The organism is Actinomadura rupiterrae, assembly GCF_024172125.1.
GTDB classification, from domain to species: Bacteria; Actinomycetota; Actinomycetes; order Streptosporangiales; family Streptosporangiaceae; genus Spirillospora; species Spirillospora rupiterrae.
In genome coordinates this window covers 1-18136 of the sequence record NZ_JAMZEA010000023.1, presented here as the reverse complement: position 1 = coordinate 18136, position 18136 = coordinate 1, and the positions used below count along the sequence as shown (strand labels likewise).

The window sequence follows — 18136 nt, the reverse complement described above, 5'->3', positions numbered from 1 at the left end:
ACGAGAGGACTCGCATGGCGTTCAACGCAGCACCGGCGTTCAAGGCGGCGCTGGCCCTTTCCACCACGGCCCTTTCCGCAACGGCCCTGTTCGGCGGGACGACCGTCTCCGCACACGCGGCCCCGGCGCCGCCCCGCACACATGAAAACTTCCAGCGCGGCCTGGTCAAGAATGGCGCGGACCCGGAGGCGAAGGCACGCCGTCCGCACGCGGGGGTCGCGGCCGGTGAGCACGTGCTCAAGGTCGATCTGCTGGGCCGCGACGGCAAGCCCACGACCACCGACCACAACTCCCGGCTCTACGTCTGGCCGCTGGACGGCAGCGACCCCATCGGCCTGGACATGGCGAACGGGCACGCGGAAGGGCCCGTCCCGGACGGCGACCACATCCTGAGCAGCAAGATCTTCGACACCGCGCCGGACGGCCGGACCTCCGTCGTCCTGCTGTACCTGCCGAAGGTCGCGGTCGGCGCGGACACCGCCGTGACCATGGACGGACGGAAGGCGCGTCCCGTCAAGGCGACGGCCGCCGACCGGCCGGACGCGAAGCCGACCAGCACCGCCGCGGTCGTCTCGCAGCGGCTCGGCGACCACTACCAGGCGATCACCACGATGGCCGCCGACGACCTCTACGCCACCCCGGCGGCGCCCGGCGGCGACCTCCAGCTCGACATGACCGCGCAGCTGACCAGGGACGGCGCCGCGGAAGGCAGCCCGTACGTCTACAACATCAGCTCGTCGGTCAAGGGCATCCCGGACGACCCGAGCGTGCGGGTGCGGTCGGCGGACCTCGCGGAGGTCGGCACCCGGTACCCGGGCTCGGGCGGCCGGGCCTGCGGGGGCGGCCACGCCTCGCCGCTCTGGACGACGACGGCGCAGTTCGGGACGTACAGCCAGGTGGGAAAGCTGCCCGCCGAGCGCACCGAGTACTTCACGCCCGGCGTGGACTGGTACCTGGACTACGCGATCACCGATCCGTCCTGCGACTTCAGCGAATACGACCTGCTGCTGCGGCACGAGCGCTTCGCGGGGCCGGGCCGGTACGCGCGCACGTGGGGCCAGGGTCCGTTCGGGCCCGGCAAGGGCGGTCTCACCCCGGACAGCGAGGGCCAGAACCTCGTCCAGGTTCCGCTGCTGAACAGCGCGGACGGCGAATCCTTGCCCGGTTCGCTCTCGTTCACGCAGGGGTCGACGAAACTGACCGACATGTCGGGCACGGTCGTCGCGTCCAGCAGCGTCCCCGGCTACCTCAACGGGTCGGAACCGGCGAAACCGGGCCGCTACACGCTCACGGTCGACGCGAAGCGCTCGGCGTCCTGGACCGACCTGTCGTCCCGGCAGCACATCGCCTGGAACGTCCAGGTCACCGACCCGAAGGCGACAGTGCCGCTCGGCGTCGTCCGGGCGAAGGTCCCGGGGCTGGACGCGTCGAACCGCGCGGTGGCGGGCTCGTTCCAGGCGGTCTCCCTCACCCCGGACGGCCTCACGGCGTCCGGCGCGCCGAAGGTCTGGACGTCCGCTGACGACGGCGTGACCTGGCGTGCCGTTCCTGTCGTCCCGTCCGGTACCGGTTGGAAGGCGGTCTTCGTCAACCCGTCCTCGGGTTATGTCTCGCTCCGGACCGAGGTCGCCGGCGTGGTCGACCAGACCTTGATCCGCGCCTACGGCGTCCGCTGACCGAAAACCACGAGGCGTCCCAGCCCACTGCCGGGACGCCTCGTCCTTACACGTTCAGGCTCAGCCGAAACACGTTCAGGCTCAGCCGAAGAAGCCGATGACGCTGCTGATGCGCCCGTCCTCGAACTCGACCACGTCGTAACCGGTCGCGGCGTCGCCGAGCTTCCAGGTGAACAGCGCGCGGTCGTGGTGGGCGCCGATCAGCTCGCCGAGGGTGAAGCGCAGGTCGCCGAACTTCTCGTGCGCGCGCCCGATCGCCTCGGTCAGCTCGGCGTGCCCGCGCAGGCCCGCGTAGTCGGGGTCGGAGTACAGCGAGTCCTCGGTCAGGACGGACTCGATGAGCTTCAACCGGGCGTCGGCGTCGCGCTCGTTCCAAATGTCGAGGTACGCGGTGATGAGTTCGGTGGTGGTCATTGGAGGGCTCCTTCGAGGTTGGGTGATTCTTCGGTTTCGGAGGTGGTTCGAGGGGACTTGAGGACGAGGGCGATCAGGCCGCCCGCGACGGTGACGGCGGCCGCCGTCCAGCCGGCGCGGTGCAGTCCGCGCAGCGGGTCGGACGAGGCGGTGGCGATCGCGACGAAGACCGCGAGGCCCATCGCCCCGCCGACCTCCTTCGCGGTGCTGGCCAGGCCGGACGCGACGCCCTGTTCGAGCGGCGCGACACCGGCTCCGGCGGACGCGAAGAGGCTGACGAACGCCACGCCGCCGAACAGACCCCAGATCACCGAGCCGGGCAGCAGCGTCCAGAAACCGCCACCGGACGTGACGCCCGCGACCAGGGCCGCGATGCCCGCGCCGGTGCCGGTCATGGAGAGGGCGAGCGTGGCGCGGACGCCCCAGCGGCCGAGGAGCACCGGCGTGATCTTCATGGCCGCGACCATGCAGACGACCGTGAGCGGCAGGAACGTCAGGCCCGCTTCCAGCGAGCTGTAGCCGAGCACGGGTTGCAGGTAGGTGGTCAGGATGAAGTAGCCGCCGCCGAGCGTGCCCTGGAACAGCGCGATGACGACCATGGTGGTGGACAGGCCGCGGCTCCGGCGGCGAGGCCCGCGCTGCCCGCCATGCCCCAGGCGCCGAGCGCCCGGTTGCGTTCCGGCCCTTCGGCGAAGCCGCGGTAGATGAGTGTGAGCGTCGCCGGGGTCAGCAGCGCTCCGCCCACACCCTGGACGGCCCGTGCGGCAACGAGCATTCCGGCGTCGTAGGCGAGCCCGCCCGCCAGGGAGGCCACGGCGTAGAGCATGAGGCCGGTCATGAACATCCGGCGCGGACCGAGGCGGTCTACGGCCCGTCCGCCGAAGAGGAGCAGGCCGCCGAGCCCGACCGCGTAGGCGCTGACCACCCACTGCACGGACGACGGGCCGAATCCCAGAGCGCTCCCGATGTCGGGGAGCGCGACATACACGATGTTGTAGTCCAAAGCGACGATGAGCTGCGTGAACGCCAGCAGCCCGAGGCGTAGTCGATGCTGTTCCATCCCTCATCCTGCATGCCGTTGATTTACTACACGCCGTTCAGAAAGCGATACGCCGTACAGTAGCTCACCGCTGTAGAGTGTCAACCGTGACCGAGCAGACCACCAGCCGCCGGGCCCGGCTCCGCGCGCAGGCCAGCGGCGAGATCAAGGCGATCGCGCTCCGGCTGATGGCGGAGGGCGGCCCGGACGCGATCTCGCTGCGCGCCATCGCCCGCGAGATGGGCATGACGGCGGGCGCGATCTACAGCTACTTCGCCACCCGGGACGACCTGGTCTCGACGCTGATCGGCGACGTGTACACCGCGCTCGTCGAGGCGGTCGAGGCCGCCCGCGACGCCGTCCCCGAGGACGATCCGGGCGGCCGGATCCTGGCCTGGGCGGACGCCCTGCGCACCTGGGCGCTGGCCCACCCGGAGGGCTTCCGGCTGATCTACGGCGATCCCGTCCCCGGCTACCAGGAGCCCGATGACGGCCCCGGTAAGACCGCCGAGGTCCGCGCCTGCACCGGCCTGACCGGCCTGGTCGCCGCCGCGTGGCCGACCGCCGCGCCGCTCTCCGCAGGCGACCGCGAGTACGCGTGGGACGACTTCGACCCGCGGCTCACCGGCCACGTCCGCGAGGTCTTCCCCGACCTGCCGCCGGCGGCGCTCGCGCTGACCCTGCGCATCTGGGGCCGGATGCACGGGCTGCTCGCCCTGGAGATCTACGGCCACCTGCGCGATCTGATCCTCGACCCGGCGACCGTCTACCAGGATGAGATGCGCGCCCTCGTCGCCTCCCTCGGCCTCAAACCCTGACCGCGGTCCGGCACGCCCGCACGGCCTGAGCCACCCACAAATGCTTTGCCGCCGTTCCGGGCCGCCACTAACGTGCGGCGGGTGGATCACTTCTCGCGCGCGTGGACGGCCTTGCTCGCAGCGGTAGCCGAGACCCCGGACGAGGACTTCGAGAAGCCGTCCGGTTGCACCGGCTGGTCGATCCGGGACCTGGCCTGCCACCTGGTCATCGACGCCCAGGACGTCCTGATCACCCTGGTCACGCCCGCGGACGACGGCGCCGAGCCCACCGCGAACGCGGCCACGTACTGGCACGTATCGGACGAGCCGCCCACCGGCGACGACCCGCTCGACGCCCTGATCCCCCGCCTCGCCGCCGCCTACGGCGAACCGCGCTGGCTCAAGTTCCACCTGGACGACGTCGGCTCGGCCGCCGGACGCGCCGCGAAGCTCGCCGACCCGGCCCTGCGCGTCAGCACGCAGGACATGGTCCTGACCGCGGGCGACTACCTGTCCGCCTACGTCATCGAGTGGACGCTCCACCACCTGGACCTGATCGCGCACCTCCCCGACGCCGCCGATCCCCCGTCCGAGTCCATGGCGGCAGCCCGAGCCCTCCTGGAAGAGATCGCCCAGGCCGAGTTCCCCGCGTCCTTCACCGACAAGGACACGCTGCTCGTCAGCACCGGCCGACGCGCCCCGACCGCCGAGGAGACGGCGGCGCTGGGTGATTTGGCGGACCGAATTCCCTTCATCCTCGGCTGATCCCGCCGAGGGCTCTTGCCCGGCCGGGATCCCGGGCCTACCGTTTTGAGCAGTTGCTCAGTTCGTCTGCTCAGCCGGGAGGCCCTGCGATGGCCAGATCGGGCGCGAAACGCCGTGCGGGCGGGAGTACCGACGCCGCGCACGACGCGAGGACGCGCCTGGTCAAGGCGGCCGTCGAGATCCTGCAAGAGAAGGGCTTCGCAGCGGCCAGCGCGCGCGAAGTGGCGGCGCGCGCCGGATGCAGCCAGTCCCTGGTCTTCTACCACTTCGGTTCGGTGGTGGATCTCCTCCTCGCCGCGCTCGACTCGGTCAGCGAGGCCCGGCGCGTCCGGTACCAGGCCGCGGTGGACGAGGCCGGAGGCGTGGCCGAGCTCGCCGCCACGGCCCGGACGGTCTTCGAAGAGGACCTCGACCGCGGGTACGCGGCGGTGCTGGTCGAGATGATCTCCGGCGCGTCCACCACGCCGGGCCTGGGGCCGGAGATCGCGCGCCGGATCGCGCCCTGGCGCGACTTCGCCGCCGGAGCCGCGAGCCGCGCGCTGGCCGGTTCGCCGGTGGACGGGGCGGTGCCGCCCGAAGCGGTCGCGCACGGGATGGTGGCGCTCTACCTGGGCCTGGAAATGCTCGCGAACCTGGAAGGCGACCGCGCGCCGGCCCTGGCCGTGTTCGACCAGATCGACGTCGCCGCCGCGCTCCTGGAACTGCTCGGAGGCACGCGCTCCGACGAGACCTGACCGCTCCGACGGCCCGGGAAAGGGCAGGAGATGTCCGACGATCTGGACGTGGTGACCGGCGCCTTCGGATACTCGGGCGCCGCGATCGCCCGGGAACTGATGGCGGAAGGACGGCGCGTCCGCACGCTGACCGCGCATCCGGAACGCGCCCCGGCCGGTTCGGCGGTCGAGGCCCGTCCGCTGGACTTCGACAACCCTCTCGAACTGGTCGAGTCGCTGCGCGGCGCGCGGACCCTCTACAACACCTACTGGATCCGCTTCGGCCGGGGCCGCGTCGACCACGCGCTCGCCGTCCACAACTCCCGCACGCTCTTCGACGCGGCGCGCATCGCGGGCGTGCGGCACATCGTGCACCTGTCGATCACACATCCGAGCCTCGCGTCCCCCTACTCGTACTTCCGCGGGAAGGCGGAGGTCGAGCGGGCGCTGCTGGCCACCGGCCTGCCGCACACCGTGCTGCGTCCGGCGATCCTGTTCGGCGGCGACGGGGTGCTGATCCACAACATCGCCTGGCTGCTGCGCAGGCTGCCGGTGTTCGCGATCGGCGGGTCCGGCGCGTACCGGGTCCGCGGCATCCACGTGGACGACCTGGCCCGGCTGTGCGTCCGGCATGGTGCGCACCGCCCGGAATGGGACGGCTCATGCGTGACGCTCGATGCGGTCGGACCGGACCGGCCGGCCTTCCTCGAACTCGTCCAGGCCGTGCGTTCGGCGGTCGGCAGCCGCGCGGTGATCGTCCGGTACCTCCCGGGCTCCGGCGTCACCGCGCTTTCCGGCCTGCTCGGAACGGCCCTGCGGGACGTCCTGCTCACGCGGGACGAGTACGCCGCGATGGCGGACGGCCTGGCCGACACGGACGGCCCGGCCACCGGGGACACCTCGCTCCTGCGATGGGTGTCCGACAACGCCCAGGTGCTCGGGCGCCGCTACGTCAACGAGCTCCAGCTTCACTACCGCTGAGGAGTGGCCATGCTCGCATTGCGGGAGCAGCGCATCCGGCGCCGCCCGTGGACGTGGTTCCTGGTGTGGTTCCTGCTCGGCGCCGGTTACGGGCTGGGCGTCGTCGGCCTGCTGAGCATCGGGGTCCTGCTGCTGCCGGTCTGCGGGGCGATCACGGTGCTCGTGCTGCTCAGGTGGCCGGGCCGAGGCGGCCTGGCCGGGCTGATCTGCGGCCCGTCGGCTCCGCTGGGCTACGTCGCCTACCTGAACCGGCACGGTCCGGGGACGGTCTGCTCCACGACCGAGCACGCGCAGTCGTGTGTCGAGCAGACCGATCCCCGGATGTGGGCGATCGCCGCCGCCTGCTTCCTGATCGTCGGCCTCGCCGTCGAGTACGCCGTTCTCCGCCGCTGTCACACGGCAGGGGACGACGCACCCGAGGACGGCACCGGCTGACCGTTCTGCCCCGGATCGGGGTAGGTCACGAACCACTGGTGCCTGGTGTCCTGCGCGAGCTGTATCCGGAAGATCGGATTCGTGGACCTGGCATCACGGTTGGTGACGCACTCCATCCCCGGGCTGGACGCCTTGGTCGGGGCACCGGACCGGCACAGCGTCCCGGTCAGGACGACCACGGCCGATCCGCCGGACGTCGAGGTCGACCCGACGGCCAGGTCCCTGGCCTGCACCGACCCCGCCGGCAGCCCCAGCGTGAGGGCCCGGAGCGTCCCGACCTGCGCGGGAAGCACCCAGCGCGCCGCCTGGTCGAACCGCCCCGCGAACATGGCCTTGCCATACTCCAGGGCCACCGCTCCCGGCGAGTTCCGCATATCGACGGCCCCGTGCGGCGGGGTGGTGTGCCCGCACGCGGCAGCGAGGAGAACGGACCCGCAGACCAGCGACGCTCGCCGGGCCAGGGTCACTTGCTCCATCCCCACCCGTTCCACTGGCCGTGGTGGACGAGGTTGCTGCATCCGCCGCGCTTGGAGTCGGAGTAGGCCCACGACCGCCAGTTATTGCGGTATCCGCCGACCGTGACGTTGTGGTTGAAATGCGCGGGCGCGGTGTTGAAGCCGCACGCTGCCCATCCGGACGGCCCGAGCACGAGGATCACGTACCGCTCGAAGTCGACATTGGTGAACCGCTCGGCCGCATTCACCTTCCACCCCGAACCCGACCGGCTGTTGATCGGCCCGACCGGGTGGAAAACAACCTTGGGCGTGCCCGAGTTCTTCCAGCCGTCCCATCGGAATTCGTAGGGATTGTTGCGGCCGTACAGCCAACCGCCCGCGCCCCACAGCGGCCATTTCAGGTTGGTCGTCAGCGAGGTGATCGTGATGCGGATCGGGTCGATCCACGAGGTCTTCTCGTACGCGCTGGAATACTGGGTGGCCGCCGCCGACATCGGCCCGACCCTGCTCTTGGCGTCACTGGAATCGGCCGCGGGGGCCTCCAGCGTCCGCGCCACGGCGGCGCTCATCTTCCCGGTGACGATCCTGCTCTGGCACTTGACCGGGTTGTAGGCGGTCTCCTCCTGGTAGGTCGACGGGGAGCCGGCCGCAGCCGTCCCGCTGCTGCCGATCGTGCAGGTGCCGTCCGCGCTCTTCTTGCCCTGGACGGTCGACCGGGTGACCCCGCTGAGCTTCAGCGACTGGTACCGGGTCGTGGTGTAGGTGATCCACCCGTCCTTGCCGACGGTCACCCCCAGCTTCGCGCCCGGTGCGGCCGGCTGAGCCGACGCCGCGGGCATGGCCGCCGCGCCCGAAGCCGCGCAGAACGCCGCCGCCCCGAGCACCGCCATTGTCCTTCTCGAAATGTTTCTCATGACCGCTGACCATTGCCCTGGCGATCAGCAATGTCAACGAACGCTTTCGCCCCCGTGGCCGCACCCGGACAATTAAGTGGTTACACGCACTTTATCTCCGCCGCTGAAAGGCATGCCACGTCCGGCCGCTTACAAGGAAATCGGCCAGATCGGGCCAGCGCCGGTATGTGAGGACGCCGCTTCCACCTCGACGCCACCCGTAGCGTCCGGACCAGCGGAAATCTACTCACTTAGTGAGTGATTTCTCCGAATGACGCGAAGGAATTTCACGATACCGGAAGTCTGAGACCGACGAACCCGGGGCTCGTTCCCGCCCGGAGAGGGACCTCCGTCGGCCGCCGCAGGACGAGCTCACGCTCCAAGCAGCCGCCACCCACATCCGGCTCGACGAATGATCTATCCGCACCTACTCGTCGTGGACGCGACGAAGCGCGTCCCCCAAGAGGGGAACGCGCTCCGCAGGATGCCCCTTCAGATCAGCAGTCGCCCTGCCTGACCTGCGCAAACAACTCAGCCAACACCGGACGCGACACCCTCAAGTGCCCCGCACCGACATCCTTGCTGTCCCGAACGCCGACACCGCCCGCCAGCGCAGCCAACTCAACGCAATCACCCTGCTCAGTGCCGCTGTGGCTCGACTTGCGCCACGTCGTGTGATCATTCATGGGACGTCTCGCTCACACGCCCGAGTAGTTCGGCGAGCGCCGAACGTGACAAGCTCAGATGCCCCAGTTCAGGAGCTTTACTGTCGCGGAGCCCAACCACACCGGTGAGGTCTGCCAGCTCAACACAAGCGCTTTCCTCGGGACCGCTGGCTGTGGCCTTACGCCATACGGGCTGATCAGTCACGGAACGCCTCCATAACTTGCCGGATCAGCGCGGTCGAGCGCTCCACACTCAAGGCCGATCCGCTGATCCGCTCGTACCTCAGAGCGTACTTCAGGACCTCGGCCGGCGACGCTACCAAGCGTCCCGTGCCAGGCGCATCCGTGTATGCAGCCTCTCCCCACGGCTCTCCGGTGATGAGCTGGAAAGAACCCGCGAGACCAGCATGGGCGCCGCATTCCCATGACCGGGGCACAATCCGGATCATGACATGCGCCCACTCGGCCGCTTCCAGCAAATGGCCGAGCTGCTCGCGCATGATGCGCGGTGACCCGACCGGCCAGTCCAGGGCGTTCTGACTCATCAGCAATGAGACGCTGGGCGGGTTCTGCTCGCGTGCGAGCATCTCCTGACGCTGCAAGCGCCGCATCACGACGCGCTCCACATCGCTCGCAATGGACGAACCCACCAGCGCACGGGCGTACTCCTCGGTCTGGAAGAGCCCGGAGATGACGTCGGCTTCGTAGAGCCGAAGCCACGTCGCCTGCTGCTCGAACTTGACGTACTGCGGAAACCATTCGGGGTCGTGGCCAAAACTCGCGTACCAGACGAGCAGCACAAAGAGGTCGACCGTCCCCAGGGCTTGATCGGCCTTCTCCGCGAGCGCTAGATCAAGACGTTCCTCTCCCCGCTCGATTCGGGAAACCTTTGACTTGCTGATCTGAAGCGCGCGTCCGAGCGCCTCACCGGACAAACCCTTACGTTTCCGCGTTTGCCGCAGGTAGTGAGCGCTGAAGTCCCACAGGTTAGCCCTGGGGTCCGGGAGCTGAAGAAGCGACTCGTGCGTAGCCATGCCGTCCACCTACTTTCCCAATGTTTCCCAGATGCCGACCGTACACGCGACATCACGCACTGTCAGGAGAACTGTGTGATTCACAGCACAGAAATTCTGGAAGGTGGGTGGTGCGGGTGGGTGAGCAGGGGCGGGGCGGCGGGGGGATGTTCCGGCGGGCGTTGTTCGTGAATTCGGATGCGTCCGATACCGCGCGGCTGCTGACCAGGCAGGTTCTCGCGGAGTGGGGGCTTTCCGAGCTCCGGGACGATGCGGAGGTCATCGTCGGGGAGTTCGTCGCCAACGTGGCCGTCGTGCAGGCGCAGGGGTCGCTTTTCGGGCTGCGCCTTATCCGCGCGGGCGGGCACGTCCTGATCGAGGTGCACGACCATTCGCCGGACGAGCCGCGCTGGCCCAAGCCGGGTCAGGAACTCGACCTGCTCGCCGAGTCGGGGCGCGGGCTCTTCATGGTGCGGGCGCTGGCCGTGCAGTTCGGCCACCGGTTCACGGCGGGCGGGTTGAAGATCGTGTGGGCGGTGCTAGCCGCCGATGAACCCGCGAATACGGACGGACCGATCAGGGAACTCGGGAGTTCTCCGGCTGCATCTTCTGCGTCCCGATGACGCGAAGGAGTTTCAGGGCCTCGTGGGACTCGGTGCCCGGAGTGGCCGTGTAGAGGATGACCTTCTGGTCCTTTTCGGGGACGAGTAGGACGTCGCAGTGGAGTTCGAGCTTTCCCACTGCCGGGTGGGTCATCGTCTTCTTGTTGGTGCGGCGGACCTCGACGTCGTGCTCGGCCCATACGAGACGGAACAGAGCGCTTTTCTCGTGCAGTTCGTCTAGCAGGGAGCGGATGCCCGGGTCATTCGGGTAGCGGCCCTGGGCGGCGCGTAGGTCAGCGGCCGATTCGCGGGCGAACTGGAAGTACTCGCTCTCCGGGCAGATGTCGGCCGACTCCTTGACCAGGAAGAACCAGCGCATGGGGTTGCGGTCGTTGGGCGGCAGCACCGAGAAGTCGGCGATCAGCGCTGCCGCCATCGCGTTCCAGGCGAGGACGTTGTACGCCGCGTCCAGCACGTAGGCGGGGGTGTCGTCCATGCGTTCCAGCAGGTGGACGATGCCGGGCGGGACGTCCTGCGGCGGACCTTGCGGCGGCACGGGCGGCTCGCCTGCCAGGTTGAACAGGTGCGTGCGCTCGTCGTCGCTCAGCCGGAGCGCGCGGGCGAGCGCGCCCAGGATCTGCCTGGACGGGTTGGGGCCGCGTCCCTGCTCCAGCCTGATGTAGTAGTCCACCGACATGTCGGCCAGGCGCGCGACCTCCTCGCGGCGCAGGCCGGGCGTGCGGCGGCGCGCGCCGGACGGCAGGCCGACGTCCTCCGGGCCGATGCGGGCGCGGCGGGTGCGCAGGAACTCCGCGAGCTGGTCCTTCTCCACGCGTCCATTGTCGCCCGGTTCGGCGGGTTCAGGGTGGTATCGCTGATCCCAGCTTCGGGCGGTCTCTCCTGCTCGCGGCCGGGTGCGGGCCAGGGTGGACGGCATGAGCGAGAAGCGCATCGCCCTGATCACCGGGGCCAACAAGGGAATCGGTTTCGAGGCGGCCCGGCAGCTGGGCCGCGAAGGCATGACCGTCATCGTGGCGGCGCGGGCCGCCGAGCGCGGGGAGCCGGCCGCGGCTCTGCTCGTCGACGAGGGGATCGACGCGCGGTTCGTCCAGCTGGACGTCACGGACGAGGCAAGCGTGCGGGCGGCGGCCAAGTGGGTCGAGGCCGAGTACGGACGGCTCGACGTCCTGGTCAACAACGCGGGGATCGCGCCGGCGGAAGCGAGCGTCTCCCCCAGCGAGCTGCCGCTGAAGGCGCTCCGCGCCACCTATGAGACCAACGTGTTCGGCGTCGTGGCGGTGACGAACGCGATGCTGCCGCTGCTGCGCCGCGCAGAGGCCGCGCGGATCGTGAACGTGTCGAGCGAGCTGGGCTCCCTCACCCTGCTCAGCGACCCGGAGAGCATCTACTACCCGTTCAACCTGATGGCGTACAACTCGTCCAAGTCCGCCCTGAACGGGATCACGCTGTCGTATGCCAAGGAGCTGGCCGGTACCGGGATCAAGGTCAACGCGGCCAACCCCGGCTACACGGCGACCGACATCAACGGGCACAGCGGCCCGCAGACCGTCGAGGAGGGCGCGGCCTGCGTCGTCCCGCTCGCCCTCCTGGACGCGGACGGTCCGTCCGGCGGCTTCTTCACCGGCACCGAGCCGCTGCCCTGGTAGCGGGGTCAGAACGCGCACTCCAGGTGCTTGATGCCGTTGATGAACGCCGACGTGAGACGTTCCGGCGGGGCCGTGGCCCGGATTTCGGGCAGCCGCCGGAACAGCTCGCGGAACATCACGGTCAGCTCCTGGCGGGCGAGGTGCGCGCCGAGGCAGAAGTGCGGGCCGGGCGCGCCGAAACCGAGGTGCGGGTTCGGGTCGCGGGTGATGTCGAACGTGTCCGGATCGGTGAAGACCGTCTCGTCCCGGTTAGCCGAGCAGTAGTACAGGAGGACCTTGTCGCCGTCCTTGAAGGTGTGCCCGCCCAGCTCGTAGTCGCGGGTCACGGTGCGGCGCATGAACGTCACCGGGCTCGCATACCGGACGATCTCCTCGACGGCCGTCGGGGCGTAGCGCTCGAAGTCCGACATCCAGAGCGCGCGCTGCTCGGGGTGCCGGGTGAGCAGGTCCAGGCCGTGCGCGGTCGCGTTCCGGGTCGTCTCGTTGCCCGCGACGATCAGCAGGATGAAGAACGAGCCCAGCTCCTTGCCGGTGAGCGACTCGCCCTCGACGTTCGCCGCCATGAGGACGGACGTCAGGTCGTCCTCGGGCTTGTCGGCGCGCTCGGCGGCCAGGTCGTAGACCATCTGGCGCAGCTCCTCGCCCGCCGCGATCACGCTCGGCCCGATCTCGGCGAGGTCGGGCACGTACTCGGGGTCGAGCGAGCCGACGATCAGGTTGGACAGCTCGAACACCCGGTCGTGCTTGTCCTCCGGGACGCCCATCAGATCGCAGATGATCTTCAGGGGCAGCCGCCCGGCGACCTCGGCGACGAAGTCGCCGCCGCCCTTGGGCCGGAAGTCCTCGATGATCCGGACGGCCGCGGCGTCGATCGCGCCGGTGATCCGGGCGATCACGCCGGCGGTGAACGCGCGCGAGACGATCCGGCGCAGCCGGGCGTGCCGCGGGTCGTCCATGGTGATCATGGAGCCGAAGTACTCCATGAACTCCGGCGGCGGGTCGAGGGTCCCGGCGACCGTGCCGCGCGAGGAGCAGAACACCTCGGGACGGCGGCTCGCCTCCGCCACGTCCGCGTACTTGACCAGCGCGTACTGGCCGTCCCCGCGGCGGAACCCGAACGCCTCCATCTCCGGGATCTCGACCTCGGCGTAGTGCGGCGGGCGGTCCAGGCGGCGCAGCGCCGCGAACGCCGCCGCGCGCTCCTCCAGCGGCCGGGCCCAGAACCCCAGATCCGCCAGGTCGATGCCGTCCATCGGACCACCGCCTCTCCCGCGCGTCCCTCCCATCGTTGCAAAGCAAGCGCTTGCGTCAACCCCGTCCGCCGATCTGCCCGCTTCGGGGCTCAGCCGGGTTCGTAGGCCATCCGCTTGATGCCGTTGATGAAGTTGGACTCCAGCCGGACGGGCTCGCCGGTCGAACGGATCTCCGGCAGCGCGGCGAACAGCTCGCGGAACATCACCGTGATCTCGCGCCTGGCCAGGTGCGCGCCCAGGCAGAAGTGCGGGCCGGGGCCGCCGAAACCGACGTGCGGGTTCGGATTGCGCAGGACGTCGAAGCGGTCGGGATCGGTGAAAACGGTCTCGTCGCGGTTGGCCGAGCCGTAGTAGAGCAGCAGCTTGTCGCCCTCGGAGACCGGGTAGCCGTTCAGATCGGTGTCGCGGGTGGCGGTGCGGCGCATCCAGATCACCGGGGACACGTAGCGGACGATCTCCTCGACGGCTCCGCCGATGCGTCCGTCGAAGTCCTCGTCCAGCAATGCGCGCTGGTCGGGATGGGTCGTGAACAGGTGCAGGCCGTGCGCGATCGCGTTGCGGGTCGTCTCGTTCCCGGCGACGACGAGCAGGATGAAGAACGAGCCGAGCTCCTGGTCGGTGAGCGACTCGTCCTCGATGTTGGCGTTGACCAGCGCGGACGTCAGGTCGTCGGTGGGGTTCTCGCGGCGCTCGCGGCCCAGCTCCCCGACGATGCCCTTGAGCGCCTCCCCGGCCGTGAGCAGCGCGAGCGCGGCCTCGTCGGGGTCCTCGGCGGGCAGGAACTCGGGGTCGTTGCCGGCCAGGATGATGTTGGTCGCGGTCAGCACGGCGTCGTAGTGGTCCGGGCCGATGCCCATCAGGTCGCAGATGACCTTCAAGGGGAGGCGGGACGCGACGTCCGCGACGAAGTCGCCGCTTCCGCGCCCGGCGGCCAGGTCGCGGGCGATCCCGGCGGCGACCTCCTCGACGCGCTCCTCGACGCGCTTCACCATCCGCGGCGAGAACGCCCCGGACACGATGCGGCGCAGCCGGGCGTGCCGCGGGTCGTCCATGCTGATCATCGAGCCGAAGTACTCGTGCATGTCGCCGGGCATGTCCAGGATGCTGATCGCGCCGCGTCCGGAGCAGAAGTCGCGCGGCCGCCGGGACGCCTCGACCACGTCCGCGTGCCTGGTCACCGCGTGGTAGCCGGGCCCGCGCGGGACGATCGGGACGTCCGGCTCGTCGTAGCGCGGCAGGCTCGCCTCGTAGCGCAGCACCCGGAACGCGGCATGGCGCTCGTCCAGCGGGCGCCGCCAGAACGCCCAGTCGGTCAGGTCGATGTCCTCGGCTCTGAGCATCGCGCACCCTCCACGGCGGAAGTGAACAGAATCAGATTCGGTTTACATCCACTCTGCCGGAACCCGGCACGGCACGCGCGAATCCCGTCGAACTCGTCGGCCTCGGCGAACGGGCCTCAGCGGGCCGCGAGCCACTCCAGGACGTGCCGGTTCACCTCGTCCGGACGCTCCAGATGCAGGAAGTGCCCGCTGTCCGGGACGATCTCGGCGCGCGACCCCGGCGGGAGCTGCGCGAGCAGCGCCGCACGGTCGGCGAACACCCCGTCCGCGCCGAAGCAGCCGTCGGAGCCGCCGTGCAGGTACAGAGTAGGTTGTGATCCCGGTTTACCCGTTGCGTCCTGCTCGGACGCATAGCGGGGCAGATGCCGGGACGAATCCAGCATCGCCCGGTAGTAGCCGATCGCCGCCTCCATGTGGGCCGGAGTCGCCATGCACTCCATGAAGCGCGGGACGTCCGCCGCCGCCTCGTAGCCCGGCGACCAGTCGCGCCACAGGCCCGCGACGAAGTCCTCGGTCATCGCCATCGCGGCGAGCGGCGTCTGCATGAGGAAGACGTAGAACGAGCGCTTGAGCTGCTCGTAGGCGAAGAACGCCTGGAGGATCGCGCCGGTCGGCGGCAAGGCGAGGGTGACGACGCGTCGCCACCGCTCGGGCGCGGACCCTGCCGCGCCGTAGGCCGCCGCTGCTCCCCAGTCGTGCCCGATCAGGACGGCCTCGCCGTCGCCGCCGAACACTTCGTGCAAGGCGTTCGCGTCGGCGGCGAGCGCGCCTGTCTGGAACGCGCCGTCCGCCGGGATCGCGGTGGGCGCGTAGCCGCGCATGAACGGCGCTACCGCGCGGTATCCGGCCGCGGCCAGCTCGGGCAGCAGGTGCCGCCAGGTATGCGCGGAATCGGGGAAGCCGTGCAGGCACAGCGCCAGCGGCCCGGACGCGGGACCCGCCGCCAGGTAGCCGAACTCCAGCCCGTCCGCCTCGACCGTGCCCGTCCGAACGTCCGCCATCGGCCCGACCTCCCAAGCGCTCGCTCCGCCCCGACGACCCTACCGAACCGCGCGCCGCCCGCACCGCGCCGCCCGCACCGCGCGGGCTGCGGACGGTGAGAAGCCTCACGGATGTACGGATCTCGTAATTCTGCCGCCCTGTTTACATCGGAATCAGTGGTTGGTTAGCATCAAGACAACTGGATCGCTCGCATATACGCGAGAGTCTTCGGCTTTGCGAGGGAAGAGATGACACAGCCGTCCGAGTCGCTGCAGTCGGCCGCCCGCGACCACCTCTGGATGCACTTCGCCCGGCACGCCCCGGTCGCGGCCGGAGCCGAGGTCCCGATGATCGTCCGCGGCGAGGGCGCGTACGTCTTCGACGACAAGGGGCGCCGCTACCTGGACGGTCTCGCCGGGCTGTTCACCGTGCAGGCCGGGCACGGCCGGGAGGAGCTGGCGCAGGCCGCCGCCAAGCAGGCCGCCGAGCTGGCGTACTTCCCGATCTGGTCCTACGGCCACCCGAAGGCGGTCGAGCTTGCCGCGCGGCTCGCCGACCTCGCGCCCGGCGACCTGAACCGGGTGTTCTTCACCACCGGCGGCGGCGAGGCGGTCGAGAGCGCCTGGAAGCTCGCCAAGCACTACTTCAAGCTCGTCGGCAAGCCCACCAAGCACAAGGTGATCAGCCGCGCGGTCGCCTACCACGGCACCCCGCACGGCGCGCTGTCGCTGACCGGCCTGCCCGGCATCAAGGCCCCCTACGAGCCGCTCGTGCCGTCCGCGTTCCGCGTCCCGAACACCAACATCTACCGCGCGCCCGAGCACGGCGGCGACCCGGAGGCGTTCGGCCGCTGGGCCGCCGACCGGATCGACGAGGCCATCGAGTTCGAGGGCCCGGACACGGTCGCGGCCGTCTTCCTGGAGCCGGTGCAGAACGCGGGCGGCTGCTTCCCGCCGCCGCCCGGGTACTTCCAGCGCGTCCGGGAGATCTGCGACAAGCACGACGTCCTGCTGGTGTCGGACGAGGTCATCTGCGCCTTCGGACGGCTCGGCACGATGTTCGGCTCGCAGAAGTTCGACTTCGTGCCCGACATCATCACGTTCGCCAAGGGCCTGACCTCGGGCTACTCGCCGCTCGGAGGCATGCTCGTCGCCGACCGGCTGTTCGAGCCGTTCGCGCAGGGCACGAACATGTTCGCGCACGGCTACACCTTCGGCGGCCACCCGGTCTCGTCGGCCGTCGCGCTCGCCAACCTCGACCTGTTCGAGCGCGAGGACCTGCTCGGCCACGTGTCCCGCGAGGAGGCGGCGTTCCGCGCGACCCTGGAGAAGCTGCTCGACCTGCCGATCGTCGGCGACGTCCGCGGCGACGGCTTCTTCTACGGGATCGAGCTGGTCAAGGACAAGGCGACCAAGGAGACCTTCACCGGCGAGGAGGCCGAGCGGCTGCTGCGCGGCTTCCTCGACAAGGCGCTGTTCGAGAACGGCCTGTACTGCCGCGCCGACGACCGCGGCGACCCGGTCGTCCAGCTCGCGCCGCCGCTGGTCGCGGGCCAGGCGCAGTTCGACGAGATCGAGCAGATCCTCCGGACCGTCCTGACCGAGGCCTGGTCCAAGCTGTAGGCGTTGCGATGTGGGGGGCGGGGCCGGTGTGCCCCGCCCTTTCATGTTCGTCGGATTCGGTGGATTCGGCGGACGAGGTCGGCGGCGTGCTCCCCGACCATGACGGACGGCGCGTTGGTGTGCCCGCGGATGATCTCCGGCAGGATCGACGCGTCCGCGACGCGCAGCCCCTCGACGCCCCGGACGCGCAGCTCCGGATCGACGACCGAGTCCTCGTCGGTGCCCATCCGGCAGGTTCCGGTCGGGTGGAAAAGCGTCTCGGCATGCGCCCGGACGTACGCCGCCAGATCTTCGTCGTCACCGCTCCGCGGATGCGGGACCATCGGCCGCTCCGCGTACCTCGCCACGGGCCCGGTGTCGAGCAGCTTCGCGCCCATCCGCAGGCCCTTGACCAGGCGCGGCAGGTCGCCGGGCGCGCTCAGGTACGCGGGGTCGATCGCGGGTTTGGCGGACGGGTCGTCCGACGCGAGCGAGATCCGCCCGGACGATTCGGGACGCAGCAGGACGACCCCGAGCGTCACGCCGTGCTCGGTCGGCTCCTCCAGCCCGGCGTTGATGAGCGGCACAGGTCCGAAGACCAGCTCCAGGTCGGGCGCGGGCTGCTCCGGGCCGCTGCGCGCGTAGACCACGCCCTCCCCCACGTTCGAGGTGAACGGCCCGCGCCGCAGCAGCAGGTAGCGGGCGATGTTCGCGCGGCTGGCGGCGCCGACCAGCGTGACCGGTTCGGGGCAGTGCCGCAGCAGCATGATGGCCAGGTGGTCCTGCAGGTGGCGGCCCACCTGCGGCCGTTCGGCGACCGGCTCGATGCCGTGTTCGCGCAGGTGG

22 protein-coding genes are annotated in these 18136 nt (G+C 70.1%); 9 read left to right on the top strand and 13 right to left on the bottom strand.

Annotated features, from left to right (window positions below):
- Window positions 1-14 precede the first annotated feature (14 nt).
- Window positions 15-1676 (top strand): hypothetical protein, encoded by a 1662-nt coding sequence (locus tag FHU30_RS45560; protein WP_253883969.1) that lies wholly within the window; start codon window positions 15-17, stop codon window positions 1674-1676.
- Window positions 1677-1757: 81 nt separating this feature from the next.
- Here FHU30_RS45560 and FHU30_RS45555 read toward each other — a convergent pair whose 3' ends face one another.
- From FHU30_RS45555 to FHU30_RS45545, 3 genes are read right to left on the bottom strand one after another with little or no spacing between them, the layout of a single operon-like run.
- Window positions 1758-2090, bottom strand: a complete 333-nt coding sequence (locus FHU30_RS45555; RefSeq protein ID WP_253883968.1) for a nuclear transport factor 2 family protein — start codon at window positions 2088-2090, stop codon at window positions 1758-1760.
- Window positions 2087-2689 carry an MFS transporter gene (locus FHU30_RS45550; protein WP_253883967.1) on the bottom strand — a complete coding sequence of 201 codons (603 nt, stop codon included), beginning with the start codon at window positions 2687-2689 and terminating at the stop codon, window positions 2087-2089. Before FHU30_RS45550 ends, FHU30_RS45555 begins: the two co-directional genes overlap by 4 nt.
- Complete coding sequence (locus FHU30_RS45545; RefSeq protein WP_253883966.1) at window positions 2635-3150, bottom strand: MFS transporter; 516 nt, start codon at window positions 3148-3150, stop codon at window positions 2635-2637. The genes FHU30_RS45550 and FHU30_RS45545 overlap by 55 nt, the downstream gene beginning before the upstream one ends.
- Before the next feature lie 86 nt (window positions 3151-3236).
- Here FHU30_RS45545 and FHU30_RS45540 point away from each other — a divergent pair, with 86 nt between their 5' ends.
- From FHU30_RS45540 to FHU30_RS45520, 5 genes are all read left to right on the top strand, one after another.
- Entirely contained in the window at window positions 3237-3947 is a 711-nt protein-coding gene (locus FHU30_RS45540; RefSeq protein ID WP_253883965.1) for a TetR/AcrR family transcriptional regulator, read from the top strand.
- An 81-nt stretch (window positions 3948-4028) separates the two neighbouring features.
- Window positions 4029-4691, top strand: coding sequence for a maleylpyruvate isomerase N-terminal domain-containing protein (locus FHU30_RS45535; RefSeq protein WP_253883964.1), 663 nt, complete (start codon window positions 4029-4031; stop codon window positions 4689-4691).
- 89 nt (window positions 4692-4780) lie between these two features.
- A complete protein-coding gene (locus tag FHU30_RS45530) occupies window positions 4781-5425 on the top strand; it encodes a TetR family transcriptional regulator (RefSeq protein ID WP_253883963.1) in 645 nt (214 codons plus the stop codon).
- 30 nt (window positions 5426-5455) lie between these two features.
- Entirely contained in the window at window positions 5456-6385 is a 930-nt protein-coding gene (locus tag FHU30_RS45525; protein ID WP_253883962.1) for an SDR family oxidoreductase, read from the top strand.
- Window positions 6386-6394: 9 nt separating this feature from the next.
- Window positions 6395-6820, top strand: coding sequence for a hypothetical protein (locus FHU30_RS45520; RefSeq protein WP_253883961.1), 426 nt, complete (start codon window positions 6395-6397; stop codon window positions 6818-6820).
- On the opposite strand, the gene FHU30_RS45515 is transcribed toward FHU30_RS45520, so the two are convergent.
- The 5 genes from FHU30_RS45515 to FHU30_RS45495 all read right to left on the bottom strand — a co-directional run bounded on the left by FHU30_RS45515 (window position 6778) and on the right by FHU30_RS45495 (window position 9867).
- Window positions 6778-7296, bottom strand: coding sequence for a hypothetical protein (locus tag FHU30_RS45515; protein ID WP_253883960.1), 519 nt, complete (start codon window positions 7294-7296; stop codon window positions 6778-6780). The two genes, FHU30_RS45520 and FHU30_RS45515, sit on opposite strands and share 43 nt — an antisense overlap.
- Window positions 7284-8165: a hypothetical protein gene (locus tag FHU30_RS45510; protein ID WP_253883959.1), complete on the bottom strand. Its 882-nt coding sequence runs from the start codon at window positions 8163-8165 to the stop codon at window positions 7284-7286. Before FHU30_RS45510 ends, FHU30_RS45515 begins: the two co-directional genes overlap by 13 nt.
- Window positions 8166-8665: 500 nt before the next feature.
- The gene (locus tag FHU30_RS45505) at window positions 8666-8854 is read right to left on the bottom strand and encodes a DUF397 domain-containing protein (protein ID WP_253883958.1); all 189 of its coding nucleotides are present in this window, start codon (window positions 8852-8854) and stop codon (window positions 8666-8668) included.
- Window positions 8847-9038 carry a DUF397 domain-containing protein gene (locus tag FHU30_RS45500; protein ID WP_253883957.1) on the bottom strand — a complete coding sequence of 64 codons (192 nt, stop codon included), beginning with the start codon at window positions 9036-9038 and terminating at the stop codon, window positions 8847-8849. Before FHU30_RS45500 ends, FHU30_RS45505 begins: the two co-directional genes overlap by 8 nt.
- Complete coding sequence (locus FHU30_RS45495; RefSeq protein ID WP_253883956.1) at window positions 9031-9867, bottom strand: helix-turn-helix domain-containing protein; 837 nt, start codon at window positions 9865-9867, stop codon at window positions 9031-9033. Before FHU30_RS45495 ends, FHU30_RS45500 begins: the two co-directional genes overlap by 8 nt.
- A gap of 116 nt (window positions 9868-9983) precedes the next feature.
- On the opposite strand from FHU30_RS45495, the gene FHU30_RS45490 reads away from it, so the two are divergent.
- Window positions 9984-10469, top strand: a complete 486-nt coding sequence (locus tag FHU30_RS45490; RefSeq protein ID WP_253883955.1) for an ATP-binding protein — start codon at window positions 9984-9986, stop codon at window positions 10467-10469.
- Here FHU30_RS45490 and FHU30_RS45485 read toward each other — a convergent pair.
- The gene (locus tag FHU30_RS45485) at window positions 10423-11280 is read right to left on the bottom strand and encodes a helix-turn-helix transcriptional regulator (RefSeq protein ID WP_253883954.1); all 858 of its coding nucleotides are present in this window, start codon (window positions 11278-11280) and stop codon (window positions 10423-10425) included. The genes FHU30_RS45490 and FHU30_RS45485 overlap by 47 nt on opposite strands.
- 103 nt (window positions 11281-11383) lie before the next feature.
- On the opposite strand from FHU30_RS45485, the gene FHU30_RS45480 reads away from it, so the two are divergent.
- A complete protein-coding gene (locus FHU30_RS45480) occupies window positions 11384-12115 on the top strand; it encodes an SDR family oxidoreductase (protein ID WP_253883953.1) in 732 nt (243 codons plus the stop codon).
- 5 nt (window positions 12116-12120) lie between these two features.
- Here FHU30_RS45480 and FHU30_RS45475 read toward each other — a convergent pair whose 3' ends face one another.
- The 3 genes from FHU30_RS45475 to FHU30_RS45465 all read right to left on the bottom strand — a co-directional run bounded on the left by FHU30_RS45475 (window position 12121) and on the right by FHU30_RS45465 (window position 15709).
- The gene (locus FHU30_RS45475) at window positions 12121-13368 is read right to left on the bottom strand and encodes a cytochrome P450 (protein ID WP_253883952.1); all 1248 of its coding nucleotides are present in this window, start codon (window positions 13366-13368) and stop codon (window positions 12121-12123) included.
- Between the two features lie 89 nt (window positions 13369-13457).
- Window positions 13458-14708 (bottom strand): cytochrome P450, encoded by a 1251-nt coding sequence (locus FHU30_RS45470; RefSeq protein WP_253883951.1) that lies wholly within the window; start codon window positions 14706-14708, stop codon window positions 13458-13460.
- 116 nt (window positions 14709-14824) lie between these two features.
- Entirely contained in the window at window positions 14825-15709 is an 885-nt protein-coding gene (locus FHU30_RS45465) for an alpha/beta fold hydrolase (RefSeq protein ID WP_253883950.1), read from the bottom strand.
- Between the two features lie 228 nt (window positions 15710-15937).
- On the opposite strand from FHU30_RS45465, the gene FHU30_RS45460 reads away from it, so the two are divergent.
- Window positions 15938-17311, top strand: a complete 1374-nt coding sequence (locus FHU30_RS45460) for an aspartate aminotransferase family protein (protein WP_253883949.1) — start codon at window positions 15938-15940, stop codon at window positions 17309-17311.
- 41 nt (window positions 17312-17352) lie between these two features.
- Here the strand turns inward: FHU30_RS45460 and FHU30_RS45455 are convergent.
- Window positions 17353-18136, bottom strand: a 784-nt coding sequence (locus FHU30_RS45455; protein WP_253883948.1) for a GMC family oxidoreductase, incomplete at its 5' end; no start/stop codon positions are given.

Excerpts from the sequence above, each read along its gene's own strand:
- FHU30_RS45515 (WP_253883960.1), bottom strand. The coding sequence starts at position 7,296 with ATGGAGCAAGTGACCCTGGCCCGGCGAGCGTCGCTGGTCTGCGGGTCC.
- FHU30_RS45550 (WP_253883967.1), bottom strand. The coding sequence starts at position 2,689 with ATGGTCGTCATCGCGCTGTTCCAGGGCACGCTCGGCGGCGGCTACTTC.
- FHU30_RS45510 (WP_253883959.1), bottom strand. The coding sequence starts at position 8,165 with ATGGCGGTGCTCGGGGCGGCGGCGTTCTGCGCGGCTTCGGGCGCGGCG.
- FHU30_RS45460 (WP_253883949.1), top strand. The coding sequence starts at position 15,938 with ATGACACAGCCGTCCGAGTCGCTGCAGTCGGCCGCCCGCGACCACCTC.
- FHU30_RS45520 (WP_253883961.1), top strand. The coding sequence starts at position 6,395 with ATGCTCGCATTGCGGGAGCAGCGCATCCGGCGCCGCCCGTGGACGTGG.
- FHU30_RS45465 (WP_253883950.1), bottom strand. The coding sequence starts at position 15,709 with ATGGCGGACGTTCGGACGGGCACGGTCGAGGCGGACGGGCTGGAGTTC.
- FHU30_RS45480 (WP_253883953.1), top strand. The coding sequence starts at position 11,384 with ATGAGCGAGAAGCGCATCGCCCTGATCACCGGGGCCAACAAGGGAATC.
- FHU30_RS45530 (WP_253883963.1), top strand. The coding sequence starts at position 4,781 with ATGGCCAGATCGGGCGCGAAACGCCGTGCGGGCGGGAGTACCGACGCC.
- FHU30_RS45545 (WP_253883966.1), bottom strand. The coding sequence starts at position 3,150 with ATGGAACAGCATCGACTACGCCTCGGGCTGCTGGCGTTCACGCAGCTC.
- FHU30_RS45555 (WP_253883968.1), bottom strand. The coding sequence starts at position 2,090 with ATGACCACCACCGAACTCATCACCGCGTACCTCGACATTTGGAACGAG.
- FHU30_RS45495 (WP_253883956.1), bottom strand. The coding sequence starts at position 9,867 with ATGGCTACGCACGAGTCGCTTCTTCAGCTCCCGGACCCCAGGGCTAAC.
- FHU30_RS45560 (WP_253883969.1), top strand. The coding sequence starts at position 15 with ATGGCGTTCAACGCAGCACCGGCGTTCAAGGCGGCGCTGGCCCTTTCC.
- FHU30_RS45505 (WP_253883958.1), bottom strand. The coding sequence starts at position 8,854 with ATGAATGATCACACGACGTGGCGCAAGTCGAGCCACAGCGGCACTGAG.
- FHU30_RS45470 (WP_253883951.1), bottom strand. The coding sequence starts at position 14,708 with ATGCTCAGAGCCGAGGACATCGACCTGACCGACTGGGCGTTCTGGCGG.
- FHU30_RS45475 (WP_253883952.1), bottom strand. The coding sequence starts at position 13,368 with ATGGACGGCATCGACCTGGCGGATCTGGGGTTCTGGGCCCGGCCGCTG.
- FHU30_RS45525 (WP_253883962.1), top strand. The coding sequence starts at position 5,456 with ATGTCCGACGATCTGGACGTGGTGACCGGCGCCTTCGGATACTCGGGC.